15 protein-coding genes and 1 pseudogene are annotated in these 19,191 nt (G+C 73.0%); 2 read left to right on the top strand and 14 right to left on the bottom strand.

Going from position 1 to position 19,191, the window contains the following annotated elements:
• The 5 genes from CWIS_RS13235 to CWIS_RS13215 form a co-directional block, all read right to left on the bottom strand.
• On the bottom strand, positions 1–3,924 hold a 3,924-nt coding region (locus CWIS_RS13235), incomplete at its 3' end, for an endo-1,4-beta-xylanase (RefSeq protein WP_197080849.1).
• Positions 3,925–4,260: 336 nt separating this feature from the next.
• The gene (gatB, locus tag CWIS_RS13230; protein ID WP_048343780.1) at positions 4,261–5,769 is read right to left on the bottom strand and encodes an Asp-tRNA(Asn)/Glu-tRNA(Gln) amidotransferase subunit GatB; all 1,509 of its coding nucleotides are present in this window, start codon (positions 5,767–5,769) and stop codon (positions 4,261–4,263) included.
• Entirely contained in the window at positions 5,766–7,283 is a 1,518-nt protein-coding gene (gatA, locus tag CWIS_RS13225) for an Asp-tRNA(Asn)/Glu-tRNA(Gln) amidotransferase subunit GatA (protein WP_048343779.1), read from the bottom strand. The genes gatB and gatA overlap by 4 nt, the downstream gene beginning before the upstream one ends.
• Complete coding sequence (gene gatC / locus CWIS_RS13220) at positions 7,280–7,579, bottom strand: Asp-tRNA(Asn)/Glu-tRNA(Gln) amidotransferase subunit GatC (protein WP_048343778.1); 300 nt, start codon at positions 7,577–7,579, stop codon at positions 7,280–7,282. Before gatC ends, gatA begins: the two co-directional genes overlap by 4 nt.
• A gap of 21 nt (positions 7,580–7,600) precedes the next feature.
• The gene (locus tag CWIS_RS13215; RefSeq protein WP_048343777.1) at positions 7,601–8,017 is read right to left on the bottom strand and encodes a hypothetical protein; all 417 of its coding nucleotides are present in this window, start codon (positions 8,015–8,017) and stop codon (positions 7,601–7,603) included.
• A 71-nt stretch (positions 8,018–8,088) separates the two neighbouring features.
• Between CWIS_RS13215 and nrdI the strand changes: the two genes are divergently transcribed.
• Entirely contained in the window at positions 8,089–8,511 is a 423-nt protein-coding gene (gene nrdI / locus CWIS_RS13210; RefSeq protein WP_053071738.1) for a class Ib ribonucleoside-diphosphate reductase assembly flavoprotein NrdI, read from the top strand.
• 20 nt (positions 8,512–8,531) lie between these two features.
• Here nrdI and CWIS_RS13205 read toward each other — a convergent pair whose 3' ends face one another.
• The 8 genes from CWIS_RS13205 to CWIS_RS13170 form a co-directional block, all read right to left on the bottom strand.
• Positions 8,532–9,995 (bottom strand): flotillin family protein, encoded by a 1,464-nt coding sequence (locus tag CWIS_RS13205; RefSeq protein WP_053071737.1) that lies wholly within the window; start codon positions 9,993–9,995, stop codon positions 8,532–8,534.
• Positions 9,996–10,146: 151 nt separating this feature from the next.
• Positions 10,147–10,614 (bottom strand): NfeD family protein, encoded by a 468-nt coding sequence (locus CWIS_RS13200; protein WP_048343775.1) that lies wholly within the window; start codon positions 10,612–10,614, stop codon positions 10,147–10,149.
• A gap of 213 nt (positions 10,615–10,827) precedes the next feature.
• A complete protein-coding gene (locus CWIS_RS13195) occupies positions 10,828–11,607 on the bottom strand; it encodes an N-acetyltransferase (protein ID WP_053071731.1) in 780 nt (259 codons plus the stop codon).
• Entirely contained in the window at positions 11,604–13,925 is a 2,322-nt protein-coding gene (gene ligA / locus CWIS_RS13190) for an NAD-dependent DNA ligase LigA (protein ID WP_048343804.1), read from the bottom strand. Before ligA ends, CWIS_RS13195 begins: the two co-directional genes overlap by 4 nt.
• A gap of 104 nt (positions 13,926–14,029) precedes the next feature.
• Entirely contained in the window at positions 14,030–14,440 is a 411-nt protein-coding gene (locus tag CWIS_RS13185) for a hypothetical protein (RefSeq protein ID WP_048343774.1), read from the bottom strand.
• 73 nt (positions 14,441–14,513) lie between these two features.
• Positions 14,514–15,524 carry a hypothetical protein gene (locus CWIS_RS13180; RefSeq protein ID WP_048343773.1) on the bottom strand — a complete coding sequence of 337 codons (1,011 nt, stop codon included), beginning with the start codon at positions 15,522–15,524 and terminating at the stop codon, positions 14,514–14,516.
• Complete coding sequence (gene mnmA, locus CWIS_RS13175) at positions 15,521–16,660, bottom strand: tRNA 2-thiouridine(34) synthase MnmA (RefSeq protein ID WP_048343772.1); 1,140 nt, start codon at positions 16,658–16,660, stop codon at positions 15,521–15,523. Before mnmA ends, CWIS_RS13180 begins: the two co-directional genes overlap by 4 nt.
• Positions 16,661–17,887, bottom strand: a complete 1,227-nt coding sequence (locus CWIS_RS13170) for a cysteine desulfurase family protein (protein WP_255352763.1) — start codon at positions 17,885–17,887, stop codon at positions 16,661–16,663.
• A gap of 91 nt (positions 17,888–17,978) precedes the next feature.
• Here CWIS_RS13170 and CWIS_RS13165 point away from each other — a divergent pair, with 91 nt between their 5' ends.
• Positions 17,979–18,968 (top strand): phosphotransferase family protein, encoded by a 990-nt coding sequence (locus tag CWIS_RS13165; RefSeq protein WP_369796581.1) that lies wholly within the window; start codon positions 17,979–17,981, stop codon positions 18,966–18,968.
• Positions 18,969–18,983: 15 nt separating this feature from the next.
• Here CWIS_RS13165 and CWIS_RS19515 read toward each other — a convergent pair.
• Positions 18,984–19,191, bottom strand: a pseudogene (locus tag CWIS_RS19515) (6-phosphofructokinase); the annotation flags it as partial.

Raw genomic sequence — 19,191 nt, 5'->3', positions numbered from 1 at the left:
GTCGTCGTACCGGTACGAGCCGTTCTTGACGTTGCCGCCGTCGACGTAGATCTCGACCGAGTCCTTGATCCACGGGTCGCTGCCCGTGGTGTCGACGACCGGGTCTGCGACGTCCGCCAGGACGTACAGCAGGTTGTCCTTCCACAGCGTGCGGAAGGTGCCGATGGCACCGCCGGAGCCCGACGTCGCCTTCAGTGTCTGCACCGAGCTCGCGCCGGCCCAGGCCGCGTCGACCGTGCCGTCGATCGTCGGCGCCGTCGTCGTGGCCGGCACCTCGAGGTACGACAGCTCCTCGACGAGCGACACCGAACCCAGCGAACCCGGCGTGTTCCACGTCGCCCTGTCGTCGCCGTCGACCACCTGCACGTCGAGGTCGACCACATCCCCGCGCTCGGCACCGCTGAGCGGCACCTGCACGACGGCGGTCCAGCCACCCTCGCGCTCGGTCGCCACGCCGTCGAGGTCACCCTCGCCGTCACGGCCGAAGCTCACCGCACCCTCGGAGGTCACGAACGTCACCGCGTCGGTCGCGTCCACCGTCGTGTCGTCCACGTCGACGTACGCCGTGAGCCGGTCGGCCGACCAGCGCAGCTGGAACCTCGCGTTCTCACCGACGGTGTGCAGCGGCAGACGCTTCCACTGCGCGGAAGTCGCCGTGTAGTCGCCACCGGCGTCGGCCGCGAACGCGTTCGCGCTGCGGAGCGCCGGCGGCAGGTCGAGGCCGGCGGCACCGTAGAAGGCGTACTTCGCCTTGAAGTAGTCGTCGAACAGCAACGGCTTGCCGTTGTTCGACGCGCGCCACGACCGGCTGTCGGTCAGGCCCCAGACCGTCACCGAGAACAGGTCCTCGGCGTACTGACGGAACGAGTCGAACGCCGCCTGGTAGTAGTAACCCTGGTCGATGGCCTTGGCCGTGTCCGCCGAGCCGACCGACACGTCGAGCTCGGTGACCGCCTGGAGCAGGTTCGTGCCGTCGGCCTTCTTCATGCCGTCGAAGTCGGCCAGGGCGGCGCCGAGCGTGCTGACCGGCGTCGAGAGGGCGACGTGGAACTGGTGGCCCACGCCGTCGATCGGCACGTCGCGGTCGATCAGGCGCTCGACGAGCGCCTTGTAGCGCCCGCGCTTGCCCGTCTGCTCCGTGTTGTAGTCGTTGATGAACAGCGCGACCGGGTGCTCGACGCCCTCGGCGGCGTACTCGTCGTTGAAGGCCTCGTTCGCGTACTCGAACGCCGAGTCCACGAAGCTCTCACCGAGGATCTGGTACCACGTGGAGCGGCGCATGCCGTCCGCGTACCCGGTGCCGTCGTCGATCACCTCGTTGACGACGTCCCACGCCACCATCGGGTTGGTGTCCGAGCCGAACGGCCCGTACTGCTCCGCGATCGTGCGTGCGACGTTGAAGATGTGGTCCCGCAGCCGCTGACGCATCGCGTCCGGAGCGAGCAGCGCACCCTCGTCGTCCTCGTAGAACCACTGCGGCGTCTGGCCGTGCCAGGCGAGCACGTGGCCGTAGACCCGCAGGTCGTTCTCCTGCGCGAAGTCGAGCAGCGCCTTGGCCTCGGAGTGCATGCGGAACGTGTCCACACCGCCCTCCTCGGCGTACCACGCCTCGACCTTCATGTAGTTCTCGGCCGTGACCTGGTTGAAGTGCTTGAGCAGCAGCTCGGAGGCCGAGCCCGCCATCTCGCGCGAGTCGATCGCCACGCCCACCGGGAACGTCACCGTGTCCTTGAGCGGGGTGAGGTCCTCGATCTGCGACGGCGGCGTCGAGCGCACCAGGATGTCGTCGATGACGAACGTTGAGGTGTTGCCCGCCTCACCCTGCGCCCACGCGGTCTCGAAGTAGAGCTCCGCGGCGTCCGCGAACGCCGGCATGGTGAACGTGCCCGTGAGGTGCACCCACTGGCTCGACGACAGGCCCGTGAACTGCACGAGGTTGGAGAAGCTCTGGGTCTCCCCCGTGAGCGTCCGGGACGACAGCGTCATGTCACCGGGCGTGCCCTCGAACTTGACCCACGCCGAGACGTCGTACGTCGCGCCGGGGGTCGCCTTCTCGGTGACCGGGAACTGCAGGCCCTGGCCCTGTGACGTGCGGTCGGAGACGCGCGCGGCGTAGGTCGACTCGTGCGCGACCTCGTCCTGCACGGCGAGCGTCGCGACACCGTTGCCGTCGTCGCGTGCCGACCAGCCCTGCAGCGTGCCGTCCTCGAAGTCCGACTCGACGAGCGTGACGCCCTTGGGCGCGGCGCCGCCGGCCGGCAGCGTGAACGTCCAGCCGTCGGCGAGGAGCTCGGCGACGACCGTCTTGACCGCGTTGACCCCGGCGGTGCGGTTGCCACCGCCGTCGTGGACCAGGACGATCTCGCCCGGGTTCGAGGTGATCGTGCTGCGCAGCGCGGCCGTGAGCTTGGCCTCGTCACCGGCGTTCTCGGCACCGTCCCAGTCGAAGATCAGGTTCGTCACCGCGAGCGGCTGCATGCCGAGCGCGACCGCGACCTGGTTCGTCTGCCCCCACGCGCCGTTCGGTGCGCGGAAGTACGGAACCTCGGCGTTCGGGTCACCGAGCGCCGTGCGGATGATCTGCAGGTTCTGCTTGAGCTTGTCAGCGACCTGCTGCTTGCTCAGTGCGTCCATCGAGTCGTAGTCGGTGGAGTGGTTGCACAGCGTGTGGCCGTCGGCGACGATCCGCTTGAGGATGTCGGCGCCGCCCGGGGCCTGGACGTTCTGGCCGATCACGCAGAACGTGGCGTGCACGTCGTTGGCCGCGAGGAAGTCCAGGAGCTCGGTCGTCGCCGCGCCGTTGGGGCCGTCGTCGAACGTGAGCGCGCTCGTCTTCGTCGTGCCGCGCGCGGCCTCGACGGGCGTCGTGACCGGGTTGAGCGCACCACCCTTGACGAAGTCGGGGTCGGTCTCGACGTAGTCGTCGCCAGCCTGCCCGGTGATCAGCACGTCGTCGACGAGGAAGCTCGGGTGAGCCTCGCCGATGTCCTCGGCCTCGAAGTACAGGATGACCGACGTGAGACCCGCCGGGCGCGTGTACGTCCCGGAGAGCTCGACCCACTCCTGGTCGGTCACGTCGGTCGCGGTCGCCACGGTCGCGTACGAGTCGTCGCCGCCGCTGTTGGTCTGCGCCGTCAGCTTGATCGACGTGGTGCCCGCAGTGCCCGCCGGGAGCTTGACCCAGGCCGACACGGTGGAGGGCGTGCCCTCGACGAGCGTGGACGTCAGCGTCGCCTGAGTCCCCGCCCAGTTCGCGCTGCGCGCGGAGACGGACAGGCTCTTGGCTCCGCCGTGCTTCTCGGTGTCCGTGGCGACAACGGTCGATCCCCGGCCGCCCCACGGGGCGATGGTCGACTCGAAGTCGTTGCTGAGGATGACCGTCGGCTCGCTCGCCGGAACGGGGGTCGCGGTCACGACGACGTCGTCGAGCTGGTAGGTGAACGCCAGCGCGGGCTCCGGCTCCGGGTAGGGGCCCGTGCCGAAGAAGAACGAGGACTGGGCGCCGGTCTCCGGCACCGTGTAGGCCGCGGTGACAGTCGTCCACTCGTCGGTCAACGTGCTGCTCGCCAGCCACTCGTAGGCAGGCTTGGTGACCCAGCGCGCCCCGACGTTGGTGTCGCCGTCGACGATGCGTGCCTCGGCCGAGATGGTCACGACCGTCCCGGGCTCGAGGCCCGCGAGCAGGCCTTCGGGCGTCTCGAGACCGTCGAAGCTGGCCCCGCGGACCACCTGGTAGACCTTGTTGCCGTCGCCGAGGTCGACGTAGGTGCCGTCCGCACCGGACTGCACGAGTCCGCCGGAGGTCCCGTCGTCGAAGTCGGCCGCGAGCAAGGCGGTCGGACCGTCCGCCGCGGTCGCGGCACCCGCGCCCACCACGGCTGTCAGCGGTGCTGCCAGCAGGGCTAGAGCGGCGAGACTCGCCACCCTTCGCCTTCCGCGTACCTGGGAATGAGTAGACATCGACGCTCCTTTGCGTGACGTGGACCGTTCTCGGTGGCGCGAGGCTAGCCCGGTATCGCTCCTGACGGGGCGATCTTTCGGTAACGATTTCGATACCGTTCCAGGGCGACATGCGCCGCGCTGACATCGACGAGGTCACGAGCGCGCGGCCAAGCACGCACAACTCGGCACGTACCAGGCATGAGTCGCGACCCGACGTGGGTGGTGGGGCGCACGAAGAAGCCCCCGATCGGCTGACGGCCGACCGGGGGCTTCGTGGCGATCGAGCGGCGCCAGCCGCGGCGATCTAGAAAGTTTCGATCATGACGACACGCGCTCGAGGACGAGCTCGCGCACGCGGCCCGCGTCGGCCTGGCCACGCGTCGCCTTCATCACCGCACCGATGATCGCGCCGACCGGCCCGAGGTTGCCCGACCGGATCTTCTCGGCGATGTCCGGCTGCGCGGCGAGCGCGGCGTCGATCGCCTCGAGGAGCGGACCGTCGTCGGACACGACCTCGAGCCCGCGCGCGACGACGACCTGCTCCGGGTCGCCCTCCCCCGCCAGCACGCCCTCGAGCACCTGGCGCGCCAGCTTGTCGTTGATCCGTCCGGCGTCGACGAGGGCCTGCAGCGCACCGATCTGCGTGGGCGTGATCGGTAGCTCGGCAAGCTCGACCTCGCGCTCCTTGGCGGTGCGGGCCAGCTCACCCATCCACCACTTGCGCGCCGCGGCCGGTGCCGCGCCGGCCGCCACGGTCGCCTCGATGAGCTCGATCGCACCCGCGTTGACGACGTCGCGCATCTCCGCGTCCGCGAAGCCCCACTCGCCCTGCAGGCGACGACGACGAGCCGCGGGCAGCTCCGGGAGCGCCGCATGGATCTCCTCGACCCATGCCCGGTCCGGCGCGATCGGCACGAGATCGGGCTCCGGGAAGTACCGGTAGTCCTCGGCGTCGGACTTCACGCGCCCGCTCGTCGTGGTGCCGGTGTCCTCGTGCCAGTGCCGGGTCTCCTGGACGACCGCGCCACCCGCGTCGAGCACCGCGGCCTGCCGGGAGATCTCGTAGCGGACCGCGCGCTCGACCGAGCGGAACGAGTTCACGTTCTTGGTCTCGGTCCGCGTGCCCAACGGGCTCTGCGGCGTCGGACGCAGCGACACGTTCACGTCCGCACGGACGTTGCCGCGCTCCATGCGCGCCTCGGAGACCTCCAGCGCACGGAACAGGTCACGCAGGGTCTGCACGTACGCGCGCGCCACCTCGGGCGCCCGCTCACCCGCACCCGTGATGGGGCGCGTCACGATCTCCACCAGCGGGATCCCCGCACGGTTGTAGTCGACCAGCGAGTACTCCGCGCCGTGGATGCGGCCCGTGCTGCCGCCGACGTGCGTGTTCTTGCCGGCGTCCTCCTCCATGTGCGCGCGCTCGACCTCGACGCGGAACACCGTGCCGTCCTCGAGCTCGACGTCGACGTGGCCGTCGTACGCGATGGGCTCGTCGTACTGCGACGTCTGGAAGTTCTTCGGGACGTCCGGGTAGAAGTAGTTCTTGCGCGCGAAGCGGCAGGTCTGCGCGATCGAGCAGTTGAGTGCGAGCCCGATCCGGATGGCGTACTCGACCGCGGTGCCGTTGACCACCGGCAGGCTGCCCGGCAGGCCCAGCGACACGGGCGTGACCGACGTGTTCGGCTCCTCGCCGAACCCGGCCGGCGCCGCGTCGAACATCTTCGTGCGTGTGCCGAGCTCGACGTGCACCTCGATCCCGATGACGGGGTCGAAGCGTGCGATCGCGTCGTCGTAGTCGACCAGGTCGACGACTGCGTGGCTCATCGCGCCACCTCCAGCTCCGGGGCCTTGGCCAGCAGCGGGCCGCCCCACTCGTTCTCGAGCAGCGCCTCGAGCGCCGCACCCACCCGGTAGAGGCGGTCGTCGGCCTTGGCCGGTGCGAGCACCTGGAAGCCGACGGGCAGGCCGTCGTCCGACAGGCCCGCGGGCAGCGACAGGCCCGGGACCCCCGCGAGGTTCGCGGGGATCGTCGCGACGTCGTTGAGGTACATCGCCAGCGGATCGTCGAGCTTCTCGCCCAGCTTGAACGCGGTCGTCGGCGCCGTGGGCGAGACGAGCACGTCGGCCTGCGCGAACGCGGCCGCGAAGTCGCGCTGGATCAGCGTGCGCACCTTCTGCGCGCTGCCGTAGTAGGCGTCGTAGTAGCCCGCGGACAGCGCGTACGTGCCGAGGATGATGCGCCGCTTGACCTCGTCGCCGAAGCCCTGGCCGCGGGTCGCCGCCATGACGCGCTCCGCCGTCACCGGTCCCTCGCTCGGCTCGACCCGCAGGCCGAACCGCATGCCGTCGAACTTCGCGAGGTTGCTCGACGCCTCTGCGGGCAGGATCAGGTAGTACGCCGCGAGCGCGTACGTGAAGTGCGGGCAGGAGACCTCGACGATCTCGGCGCCTGCGCGCTGCAGCAGCTCGAGCGACTCGTGGAACCGGGCCAGCACACCCGCCTGGTACCCCTCGCCCTGCAGCTCGGTGATGACGCCCACGCGCACGCCGGACAGGTCTCCCAGCGCACCGAGGCGCGCCGCGCCGACGAGGTCGGGCAGCGGCTCGGCGATCGACGTCGAGTCACGCGGGTCGTGCCCGCCGATGAGCTCGTGCAGCAGCGCCGAGTCGAGCACCGTGCGCGTCACCGGACCCGCCTGGTCCAGGCTGCTCGCGAGCGCGATCAGCCCGTAGCGGGACACCGAGCCGTACGTGGGCTTGACGCCCACCGTGCCCGTGACCGCGGCCGGCTGGCGGATCGAGCCGCCGGTGTCCGTGCCGATCGCGAGCGGCGCCTCGTACGCGCCCACGGCCGCGGCGCTGCCGCCGCCCGAGCCGCCCGGGATCCGGTCCAGGTCCCACGGGTTGTGCGTGTTGCCGTACGCGGAGTGCTCGGTCGACGAGCCCATCGCGAACTCGTCCATGTTCGTCTTGCCGAGGATCGGCAGGCCTGCGGCCTTGATGCGCTCGACCAGCGTCGCGTCGTACGGCGGGACCCAGCCCTCGAGGATCTTCGAGCCCGCGGTCGTCGGGACGCCCTTGGTCACCACGACGTCCTTGACGGCGATCGGCACGCCGGCCAGCGGGTGCAGGTCCTCGCCCGCTGCGCGGCGCGCGTCCACGTCGGCCGCCGTCGCGAGCGCGTCCTCGTCGGACACGTGCAGGAACGCGTGGACCGCGGGCTCGACGGCCGCGATGCGGTCCAGGTGCGCGCGCGTCGCCTCGACGCTCGACACCTCGCCCGCCTGCAGCTTGTCGGCCAGGGCCGCCGCGGAGATCCGGGTCAGGTCGGCGCTCATGCGTCCTCCCCCAGGATCTGCGGGACCAGGAACTTGCCGTCCTGCGCGGCCGGTGCCGCGGCGAGCACCGCGTCACGGTCGACCGGGGGCTCGGGCACGTCGGCTCGGAACACGTTCGTCAGCGGCAGGGGGTGGCTGGTGGCCGGCACGTCCGGCGTGGCGATCTCGCTCACGCGCGCGACCGACTCGACGATGACGTCGAGCTCACCCGCGAGCCGGTCGAGCTCGGCGGGTGTCAGGTCGATCCGGGCCAGCCCCGCCACACGCGCGACCTCGTCGCGAGAGAGGGTGGACATGGCCGAGAGTCTAGTGGGGCCTCACCGTCGGTCGACGGCCGCCTCGATCAGAGACAGCAGCGCGAGGGCGTACGCGTCCTCGGCGCGGTCGGCGGTGAACACCTGCTCCGGGCGCCCTGCCAGCTCGACGAGCACCTGGAAGGAACCGTCGGTCGACCGCGCGAGCGAGCGGAACGTGCCGCCGAGCAGGTCACGCAGCTGGTCCTCGCGCGGCAGCCAGACCGCGTCCTGCAGCGACACCGAGTCGAGCGCCCACTCGGTGGTGCCGTTGAACCCCAGCACCGTGCCCGTCGGGTAGTCGTGCGCCTGGATGGTCATGTCGCTCACCGTGAAGATCTCGTCCACGCCGTCGACGAGCACGCCGAACCGGTCACCCGACACCGGGTGCCAGTGCAGGCCGGTGCCCCGCAGGCGCAGGGCGAGCTCACGTGTGATCACGCGCCCAGTATCGACCTGACCGGGACCATGTGCCCGAGCGACGCGGCGCACGGGCGGCGATGCTCGCAGGCGTGCGTCGCACCCCGGTCTACTACTACTCGTCCTCGAGCGGCCTCGTCCGCACGTTCGCCGAGCGGCTCGAGCGACCCGCGTTCAACCTCGCCGAGCGCGAGCACCGGCTGAGCGAGGTCGACGGGCCGTGGGTGCTGCTCACCCCGTCGTACAAGACCGGGAACGACGCGAACGACACCATCCCCGAGGCCGTGCGCCGATTCCTGCGCTCCGAGCGCAACCGCCGTGCGCTCGTCGGTGTCATGGGCTCGGGAAACCGCAACTTCGGCCGGTACTACCAGAAGGCCGCGCGCGAGATCGCGCAGCGCTCCGGGCGGCCGATCCTCTTCGAGTTCGAGCTCGCCGGCACGCCCTGGGACGTCGAGGAGTGCCGACGCATCCTCGACGAGCTCGACGAGGGGCTCGCCCGCCGCACGGGCTGAGCCCCTCGTCGCTCGTCCGGTCAGGCTCCGTTGCTGCTGCTGCCCGCGTGCGTGCTGAGCACGCCCGAGGCGATGCCGCCCGCCGCGCCCGAGAGCACCGAGGCGATGTCGATGCCCGTGAGCGACTTGACCACCTCCTGGCCCTCGCCCAGCACCTGCCCGACGGTCTTCGTGACCGCCGAGGCGCCGTCGGTGGAGACGACCGTGAGCTGCTTGATCGCCGAGATCGGGTCGGCCGCAGCCTTGACGATCTCGGGCAGGACCGCGATGACCTGCTGGGCGAGGATCGCCTCGCCCTGCTCGCGCAGCGCCTCGGCCTGGGCCTTGGTCGCCTCGGCCGTCGCCAGACCCTCGGCCTTCGCCGCCGCGGCGCGCGCCAGACCGAGCGCCTCGAGCGCCTGCGCCTCGGCGAGCTGACGGTCGCGCTCGGCGTTGCCCGCGCGGATCGTGGCCTGCGCGGCTGCCTCGGCGTCGTTGACCGCCGCGACCTTGTTCGCCTCGGCGATGCGCGTGCGCTTGAACGCGTCCGCCTCGGTCGCCGCGTTGGCCGCGTCGCGCTCACCCGCCGCCTGCTGGACCGCGGCGTACGCCGCCGCCTCGGCCGGCTTGCGCACGTCGATGTCGAGCTGCTCCTCCGTGACCTTCGCCTTCTCCGCGAGCGCCGCGCGCTCCTCGAGCGCGACCAGCTTGTCCTGCTCGGCCCGCGCGAGCCGGCCGGCCGCGTCGGCCTCGGCGTTGGCGCGGTCCGTCTCGGCCTTGATCGTCGCCTGCTTCAGAGCGAGGTCGCGCTGACGCTCGGCGATCGCCTCGGCCGCGACGATCTTCGCGAACTCGGAGACCTGCTGCGCCTCGGCCTCCTTGACCTCGGCGACCTGGCGGGCACGCGCCGCCTCGGCACGACCGAGGTTGGCGAGGTAGTCCGAGCCCGGGGTCGAGATGTCGGAGATGTTGAGCAGGTCGACCTGCAGGCCCTGCTCCGCGAGGTCGGTCTTGGTCGAGGCGACCACACCGTCCTGCAGCGACTTGCGGTCGCTGATGATCTGCTCGATCGTCATGTCGCCGATGATCGAGCGCAGCGAGCCCTCGAGCGACTCCTTGATCACGTCGGTCAGCGTCGCCTGCTGCGACAGGAAGCGCTGCGCCGCGCGACGCACGCCCTCCTCGTCGCCCCGGACCTTGAAGTTGATGGACGCCTTGATGGCGAGCTTGATGCGGTTCTTGTCGACGCCCTCGACCGTGATGCCGATCTGACGCTGCTCGAGCGAGATCGGGAACCCCTGCTGCAGCACGGGCCAGATGAAGACGCGACCGCCGACGACGACGCGCTGGCCACCGTCTCCCGCGTTCTTGCCGGCTCCGCGACCGACGATGACGAGCGCCTCGTTCGGCGGCACGCGACGGATGCGCTTGGTGACGAGGGCGATGACCGCGAAGAACGCGATGACGAGAGCGAGCACGGCGATGACCGCCGAGCCGTCCTGCATGAAGTCGGGCATGGTGTCCGGGTCGCCCCGGGCTCCTTCCTGTCCTGCCACGGCAACCCCGTGGGTGGGTGGGTTCGGTCGATGACTCGATGGCGAGACGTGCCGGTGGGGCAGCGTCCCGGTGGTGCGATGGACCCGGCCGCGGGCGGCGTCAGGCCCGCGTCACGTGCACGCGAGATCCGGACACACCCACGACGACGACGCGCGTGCCCGCCTCGAGCGGCTCGTCGGCCCACGCCAGACGACTCTCCAGGTCGCGCACGCCCTCGAGCCGTACCTCGCCGCCCTCAGGGCCCGTGGTCGCCGTGAGCACCCCGTACGCCCCCTCGAGAGGGGGCGGTGGAGCGTCCTCGGAGTCCGCGAGCCGGTTGACGATGAGCTGGGCGACGAGACCGGCCGCGATCGCGAACGCGACCGCGATGACGTACGCCCAGATCACGTCGAGGTCCGAGGACAGCGCCAGGACGCCCGAGGCGCCGAACACCACGGCGCCGATCCCGACGGCCAGCCCGGAGATGCCGCCGTCGCCGATCTCGAACGACTCGAAGACCTCGCCCACGACGAGCGAGAGCACGAGCAGCACCAGACCGATGGCGCCGACCACGAAGAAGACCGTCACGACTGTCCCTTTCCTGCTTGTCAGACCCCTGGGGCGCCGCCGGCGAATGCCAAGACCACCCCTGACGTGAGTAACGGAGCAGTATGGCAGAGCCGGTGCCGACGCCGTGGGCGGTCTGTGGATCGACTTATCGGAGCGGACCAGCGCGCCGCCGGGCGGCCGGCCGCGCCACCGGTCATGCCTGCAGGGCGCGGGTACCCCGAGCGCCACCGCTCACGCCGTGGTGCTCGGCTGTTCGCGGTAGCGATAGGAGTCGACGGGCACGAAGCCCAGGGCGTCGTACAGGGCACGCGCCCCGGCGTTGCTGCGCTCGACCTGGAGGAACGTGCGCGTGACACCGTGCTCACGCGCGAGGCGCATGCCGTCGGCGGTGAGCGCACGCCCGATCCCACGCCGGCGCGCACCGGGTGCCACCGCGAGGCACGAGAGGGCCGCCCAGCCGTCGGCCCGCGCGACCCTGATCACCCCGACGACCTCCTCGCCCTGCCGCGCAGTGAGGTGCCACGCGTCGCCACCCGCGAGGATCGCGCTGAGGACCTCCCGGTGCCGGCCCGCGCTCTTGACCGCGAGGTAAGCGTCCAGCCAGTCCTCGTCGGGCTCGCGCGCGACGGTCACGGCCAGCGCCGACCGAGCCCCGGCGTCCGCGTCCCGGCCGTCACGGTCCTGCCCCCGCGCGAGGACGTCCGTCACGGCGCGCGTCGCCCAGCCACGACGGTCGAGCTCGGCGTCGACCACCCGGTCCAGCGCGCTCACGCCCGTGCGCATCACCGCCGGCAGCCCTTCGCCCGCGAAGAGCGCCTCGACCTCGTCGACAGCGCGCATCACGTCGGCCGGAGCCTGCAGCGCGACCGCACTGTTCGCGCGCCGCGTGACGCCACGGGACAGGCCCACGCGCCATCCGTCGGACGTCGTCGCCGTGCGCAGCGGTGGCCAGCACGCCATCTCGGTCGTGGCGCCGGGCGGCCCGGGCGACGTCAGGGTCGGCGCGGTCACGCGAGTGCCTCCGGCCCGTCGGTGAGCAGACGCTCGAACCCGGCCTCGTCGAGGATCGTGAGCCCGAGCTCGCGCGCCTTGGTCTCCTTGGACCCCGCGTTCTCGCCGACGACCACGAAGTCGGTCTTCTTCGAGACCGACCCCGACGCCTTGCCGCCGCGCGCGAGGATCGCCTCCTTGGCCTCGTCGCGCGAGAAGCGCTCGAGGCTCCCGGTGACGACGACCGTCAGGCCCTCGAGCGTGCGGGGCGCGCCCTCGACCGCCTCGTCGGCCATCACGACGCCCGCCGCCTGCCAGCGGTCGACGATCTGGGCGTGCCACGGCGTCGCGAACCAGTCGACGAGCGACGCGGCGATCGTGGGCCCCACGCCGTCGACCGCGGCGAGGCGCTCGGCCGCCGCCGCCGGGTCGCCCTCGAGCACCTCGCGCAGCGCGGCCATCGAGCCGAACTCCTGAGCGAGCGCACGAGCGGCCGTCGGGCCGACGTTGCGGATGCTCAGCGCCACGATGACGCGCCACAGCTCCTTGCCCTTGGCCAGGTCGAGCTGGTCGAGCAGCGTGCGCGCCGCCTCGGACGGCTCCCAGTCGCGCAGCTCGCGACCCTCGGCGTCGGCCCGCGCGCGCTGCGCCTTGGTCCACGTCAGGCGCCTGCGGAACGGCGTGCGGCGCCGCACGTTGCCGTCCTCGTCCTCGCGCGGCAGGCCCGTCTCCGGGTCCCGCACCACGACCTCGATCTCGGCGAGGCGGGCCAGGCTCTCCGCCCGCACGCGATCCCGCACCTCGTCGGGCGCGTCCGCCGGGTACCCGACCAGGTCGAACAGGTCGGCCTCCGTGCGCAGCGGGGGTGTCGTCGGGACGTCCGGCTGGGTGAGGGCCGCGGCCGTGACCTCACCGAGCGCCTCGATGTCGAGGGCACCCCGGGAGCCGATGTGGTCGACGCGGCCCAGCACCTGCGCCGGGCAGGTCTCGGCGTTCGGGCACCGCAGGTCCACGTCGCCCTCGCGCATCGGGCGCAACGGCGTGCCGCACGCCGGGCAGTCGCTCGGCATCTGCCACTCGACGCGTGGCACGTCGTCACCCGGCGCGCGCGGCGCGGGGCCGACGATCTCCGGGATCACGTCACCTGCCTTGCGCAGCACGACCATGTCCCCGATGCGCACGCCCTTGACCTTGACCACGTCCTGGTTGTGCAGCGTGGCCTGGCGCACGGTCGAGCCGGCGACGACGACGGGCTCCATCACCGCGAACGGCGTCGCGCGCCCGGTGCGCCCGATCCCCACCTCGATCGCCAGCAGGCGGGTGTTGACCTCCTCGGGCGGGTACTTGTACGCGATCGCCCAGCGCGGCGCACGGCTCGTCGCCCCGAGCCGACGCTGCAGCGTGATCTCGTCGACCTTGACGACGATGCCGTCGATCTCGTGCTCGACGTCGTGCCGGTGCTCGCCGTAGTACGCGATCATCTCCCGCACGCCGTCGAGGCCCTGCACGACGCGCGTGTGGGACGACGTCGGCACGCCCCAGCCGCTCAGCAGGTCGTACACCTGCGACTGGCGAAGCACGTCGGCCGGGCGCGTGCCCTGCGCCCAGCGCAGCGCGCCGATGCCGTGCGCGTACATCCGCAACGGGCGCGACGCGGTGACCCGCGGGTCCTTCTGCCGCAGCGAGCCCGCCGCCGCGTTCCGCGGGTTGGCGAACGGGGGCTTGCCCGCCGCGACCTGCGCGGCGTTGAGCTCGGCGAAGGCCTCGACCGGCAGGAACACCTCGCCGCGGATCTCGATGAGCTCCGGATGAGCGGCGGGATCACCCGCCAGGACGTCCGGGATGGTCGTGATCGTGCGGACGTTGAGCGTCACGTCCTCGCCCGTGCGCCCGTCACCGCGCGTCGCGGCGCGCACCAGGCGGCCCTTCTCGTACAGCAGGGCGATCGCCAGGCCGTCGATCTTGAGCTCGCACAGGTAGTGCGGCGGCTCGTCGGTCTCGAGGTCGCGCTGCACGCGCTCGGCCCAGGCGTGGACGTCCTCGTCGGAGAACGCGTTGTCGAGCGAGAGCATGCGCTCGACGTGGTCCACCGACGCGAACTCGGTCGAGAACGTCCCGCCGACCATCTGCGTCGGGGAGTCGGGCGTGCGCAGGCCGGGGTACGCGTCCTCGAGCTGCGCGAGCTCGCGCATCCGCGCGTCGTACTCGGCGTCCGACGACGACGGGGCGTCCCGCACGTAGTACGCGAACTGATCGGTGCGCACCTGCTCCGCGAGCTCGTCCCACCGGTGCCGGGCCTCTGCGGGCACCGCGTCCGGTGGCGGCTCGTGCGGCGGCACAGTGGTGTCGGTCGTCTCGGCGGGCTGCGCGTCGGTCACGCGCCCATTGTCGCCGTCCCCACCGACACGCGGCACGTCGCGCCGCACCTGTGGACGCGCGGGGGTCAGCGACGCAGACGCGGTGCGGCCAGCACGCCCACGCAGGTCCCGGCGCCGCCGAGGAACAGCACGGCACCCGTCCAGAACATCGCCGCCGAGGGCTCCGCGACGACCACGGTCTCGCTCGCGCCGCCGTCCGGCTGCCACGTGCACGTCGTCTTCGGGGGGAGCACGTGGTTGTCGACCGACGCACCCTCGACCTCGTCGCTCACGGCGACGAGGCACGGCACGTTCCCGAGCCCCGACGCCTCGATCGACTGCGCGCCGAGCGTCACGAGCGTGATCAGGAGCAGGACGATCCCGACGATCGCGGCGCCGCTCGCGAGGAGCAGCGTGCCCGGGTGCTTCAGGTCCAGCCGGAGCGCCGCCGCCCCGCCGAGCCTGCCCCTGCGCGTACCGTCACGTCGCTCGCTCACGCCTCACCCCGTTCGTCGCGCGTCTCTCGCGCCGCAGCAGCCTACGTCCCACCGGCGCTCACCCGTGCGCCCGTCACCCGTGCACGGCCTCCGCGACGACCCGCGCCGCACGGACCGCTCCCGCGAGCGCGCCGCGCGCGTCGTCGGCTCCCCCGGGCTGGTCCCCCACGAGCAGCACCACGTCGTCGAGCCCCGCGGCGGGCAGTCCCACGGAGCGCCACGGCCCCGTCACCGAGCGCGCCTGCCCGACGGCGTCCGGTCCCGCGCACTGCGACGAACGCTGCGGCGGGACGTGCGCCCAGAGCTGCAGCCCGGCCTCGACGGCCTCGGCGACCCGCTCCCACCCGCGCTCGCCCAAGGGCTCGACCTCGAGCGCGATCCCGTCGGCGCCCGTCGCGCGGATCGCGGGGACCGTGGTCCATGCGGCGCCGCCGTGCACGACCGCGCGCGCCCCGGCCCCGCGCGCCGCGGACACGACCGAGCCGATCCGCTCGGCGGCCGACGGACCAGGCACCGCGCGCAGCCGCGCATACCCGGAGAACGAGGGCAGCACGCCCGCGACCGCCTGCGCGAGCATCGGCTCGTGCAGCAGCACGACCGGCTCGGCACCCGGCACCGCACGCGCGATCGCGGCGAGGTGCTCGACGAGCCCGGCGGCCAGCGAGTCGCCGAGGTCGCGCAGCGCGCCGGGGTCCGCGAGAGCGCGGTCGCCGCGCGCCAGGTAGACCGACGCGGCGAGCGTGACCGGGCCCAGCACCGGCACGACGAGCGGCCCGACGTACCCGTGGCCCGCGACCGCGAGCGCGTCGAGGTCCTCACGTGCGAGCGCCCGCGTGCGCGTGAGGTCGCTCCCGGGCCGGTCGGCGAGCTTCCAGCCGTGCGGGCCCAGCTCGGCCGGCAGCTCGACGAGCAGGCCGAGCGCACGTCCGACGAGCGTGGCCCCCGGCCCGCGCGCGGGCAGGTGCACCTCGAACGGCAGCCCCTGCACCTCCGACGGGGTGTCGACCAGGTCGCCCACCACGACCGTCTGCGCCTCGAGCACGTCCTGGCCGGGCCAGCCCCCGGTGCCGCTGACCCCGATCACGCGGTGGCCACGGCGGCGGAGCCCGCCAGCACGTGCGAGGTCCGCTCGGCCCCGGTCACGGTCGCCTGGCCGAGCACGCGCGTGCCGTCGTACACGACGACCGACTGGCCCGCCGCCACGCCGCGCAGCGGTGCGCGCAGCGCCACGCTCAGCCGGTCGGGCTCGGCGAGCTCGAACGCTGCCGGCACCGGGGCGCCGTGCGCGCGCACCTGCACGCTCAGCGCAGCCGCTGCCCACCGCGCCGGGTCGTGCGCCACGTCGTCGTACCAGACGGCCCGGTCCGCGTGCACGAGGTCCACGACGAGCTCGTCGGACGAGCCGACGACCACGCGGTTGCGCACGGGCTCGACCGCGAGCACGTACCGCGGCCTGCCGTCGGGCGCGGGACGACCCAGCGCGAGCCCGCGCCGCTGACCGACCGTGTACGCGTACGCGCCGTCGTGCGTCCCGACGACCGCTCCTGAGGAGTCCACGACCTCACCGGGCTGCGCACCGAGCCGGTCACGCAGGAACCCCTGCGTGTCGCCGTCCGCGACGAAGCAGATGTCGTAGGAGTCCGGCTTGGCCGAGACAGACAGCCCGCGCGCGGCCGCCTCGCGGCGCGTCTCCTCCTTCGAGGCGACGTCCCCGAGCGGGAACATCGACCGCGCGAGGCGCTCGGGGCCCATCACCGCGAGCACGTACGACTGGTCCTTGGCGGCGTCGAGCGCTCGGTGCAGCTCACGCGTGCCGTCGGGCCGTTCGACGACGCGCGCGTAGTGCCCGGTGCACACCGCGTCGAAGCCCAGCGCGAGCGCCTTGTCGAGCAACGTCGCGAACTTGATGTGCTCGTTGCACCGCACGCACGGGTTCGGCGTGCGACCCGCGGCGTACTCGGAGAGGAAGTCGGCGACGACCGTCTCCTCGAACCGCTCCGACAGGTCCCACACGTAGTACGGGATGCCGAGCACGTCCGCGGCGCGCCGCGCGTCCCCCGCGTCCTCGATCGAGCAGCACCCCCGCGACCCGGTGCGGAACTGGTCGCGCGTGCGCGACAGCGCCATGTGCACCCCGACGACCTCGTGGCCCGCGTCGACCGCGCGCGCCGCGGCCACGGCCGAGTCGACCCCGCCGGACAGGGCGGCCAGCACGCGCACTCAGGCCACCCCCACCCGCGCGGACGACGAGCCCGCGAGACCCGCGGCGCGCGCCCGCTCGAGCACCGCCGGCAGGGCGGTGAGCAGCGCCGCGACGTCGTCGGACGTCGAGGTGTGCCCGAGCGAGAACCGCAGCGCCCCACGCGCGTCGTCCTCGTCGACACCCATCGCGAGCAGCACGTGCGACGGCCGCGGGACTCCCGCCTGGCACGCCGAGCCCGTCGAGGCCTCGACGCCCGCCGAGTCCAGGAGGTACAGCAGCGAGTCGCCCTCGCAGCCCGGGAACGTGAAGTGCGCGTTCGCCGGCAACCGCCGCTCGGCGTCGGCGGGGCCGCGCAGCACCGCGGTCGGGTCGATCGCGCGCACCCCGGCGACGAGCTCGTCGCGCAGCGCGGCCACGCGCGGCGCGTGCGTGGGACGGGCCGCGACGGCCTCGTCGACCGCGGTCGCGAACGACGCGAGCAGCGCGGCGTCGAGCGTCCCGGACCGCACGCCGCGCTCCTGACCGCCGCCGTGCTGCACGGGTGTCAGCTCGAGCCCGCGCCGCGCGAGGAGCGCCCCCGTGCCGCCCGGGCCGCCGAGCTTGTGCCCGGAGACCGTCATCGCGTCGAGCCCGCTCGCCGCGAAGTCCACGGGCACCTGGCCGACGGCCTGCACGGCGTCGGCGTGCACCGGTACGCCGTGGCGCCGCGCGAGCGCGACGACGTCGGCGAGCGGCTGCAGCGTGCCCACCTCGTTGTTGGCCCACATCACCGAGAGCAGCGCGGCGTGCTCGCCGTTCGCCTCGAGCTCGGCGCGCAGCGCGTCGACCTCGAGCACGCCGTCCGAGTCGACGGGGAGCAGCACGAGCTCGGCGCCCGCATGCTCGGCCATCCAGAAGGCCGGGTCGAGCACGGCGTGGTGCTCGACCGCGGAGACGAGGATGCGCCGCCGTCCCGGGTCGTGCGTGCGCCGTGCCCAGAACAGCCCCTTGATCGCGAGGTTGTCCGCCTCGGTCCCACCGGACGTCCACAGCACCTCGCTCGGGCGCGCGCCGAGCGCCGCCGCGAACCGCTCGCGTGCTTCCTCGACCACGCGTCGCGCGGCCCGTCCGGAGGCGTGCAGGGACGACGGGTTACCGGTCCGGGTGAGCTCGGACTCGAGCACCCGGACCGCCGCGGGGAGCATGGGCGTGGTCGCCGCGTGGTCGAGATACGACGCGGCAGCCGCCGCCGGGCGAGCAGTCACCCCACGAGTCTACGAACGGCCGCGCCGCGGGTGGTCCGCGCGCACCTGGACATCCCGCGCACCATCGCGAAGACCTGGCAGGATGTCCGCCGTGAGCGCCGACGACGACGTCCTGGCCATGCCGCTCGCCTTCAGCGGGCAGCGTCTGACCTGGCGCGACCTCCCCCGACCCGTACGAGCCCGGATCGGCGACCTCGCAGGCGCTCAGGTGAGCGCCGAGACCGACGCGACGAGCGGGTTCTCCCCCGGCTTCGCGGCGGTCCTGGAGCTGGCCGACGGTCGGGACGTCTTCGTCAAGGCGGTCTCCCCCGAGCAGAACCCGCACTCGCCCGAGCTCGCGCGCGCCGAGATCCGCAACGCGGCCGCTCTGCCGCCCGAGGTCCCCGCCCCCCGCCTGCTGTGGTCGCACGACGACGGCGACTGGGTGGTCCTCGGCTTCGAGGCCGTGCACGGACGCTCGCCCGTGCTGCCCTGGCGGCCCGACGACCTGGGCGAGGTGCTCGCCACGATCGGCCGCCTCGCCGACGCCGAGCCGCTCGTCGGCCACAGCCTGCCGCGCACCGACGACCAGCTCGCCGACGACTTCCAGGGCTGGCGCCACCTCGCCGCGGGCGACGGCGCGGCGCTCGACGAGCTCGCGCGCGAGGGCGGCACGACAGGCCGGTGGGCGGTCGACTCGCTCGAGCGCCTCGTCCTGCTCGAGCAGGACTCGTTGCCGGCGTGCGCGGGGGACGCGCTCGTGCACGGCGACCTGCGCGCGGACAACGTGATGATCGACGACGACCACAGCCGGGTCTGGCTCATCGACTGGCCGCACGCGAGCGTCGGCGCGCCGTGGCTGGACCTCGCGTTCATGCTGCCGAGCGTCGCACTGCAGGGCGGCGGCGACCCCGCGCTCCTGTTCCGCGGGCACGAGCTGTCGATCGGGGTGTCCGACGACGAGCTGCGGTCCTGCCTCGCGGGGCTCGCGGGCTACTTCGCGTTCGGGAGCGTGCAGCCACCCCCGCCCGGGATCCCCAACCTGCGGGCGTTCCAGCGCGCGCAGGCGTACGCGACCCTGAGCTGGCTGCGCACGCTGTAGCCGCACCCGGCCCGGTCAGTCGCCCAGGCCCGTGCCCACCTGCCGTGCGGCCGCGATCCACGCGTGGTCCTGCGGGACGAGCTTGACCTTGCCCGCGACCTGCGCGAGCGGCACGGCCTCGGTGTCCTCACCGCGTGAGGCGACCATGACCCCGAACTCCCCGCGCGAGACCAGGTCCGCTGCGGCCGCGCCGAGGCGCGAGGCGAGCAGGCGGTCCGCCGCG

Source organism: Cellulomonas sp. A375-1 (genome assembly GCF_001040865.1).
GTDB lineage: Bacteria > Actinomycetota > Actinomycetes > Actinomycetales > Cellulomonadaceae > Cellulomonas > Cellulomonas gelida.
The sequence above is the reverse complement of the archived record's forward strand: the minus strand, read 5'-3'. Positions and strand labels throughout refer to the sequence as shown.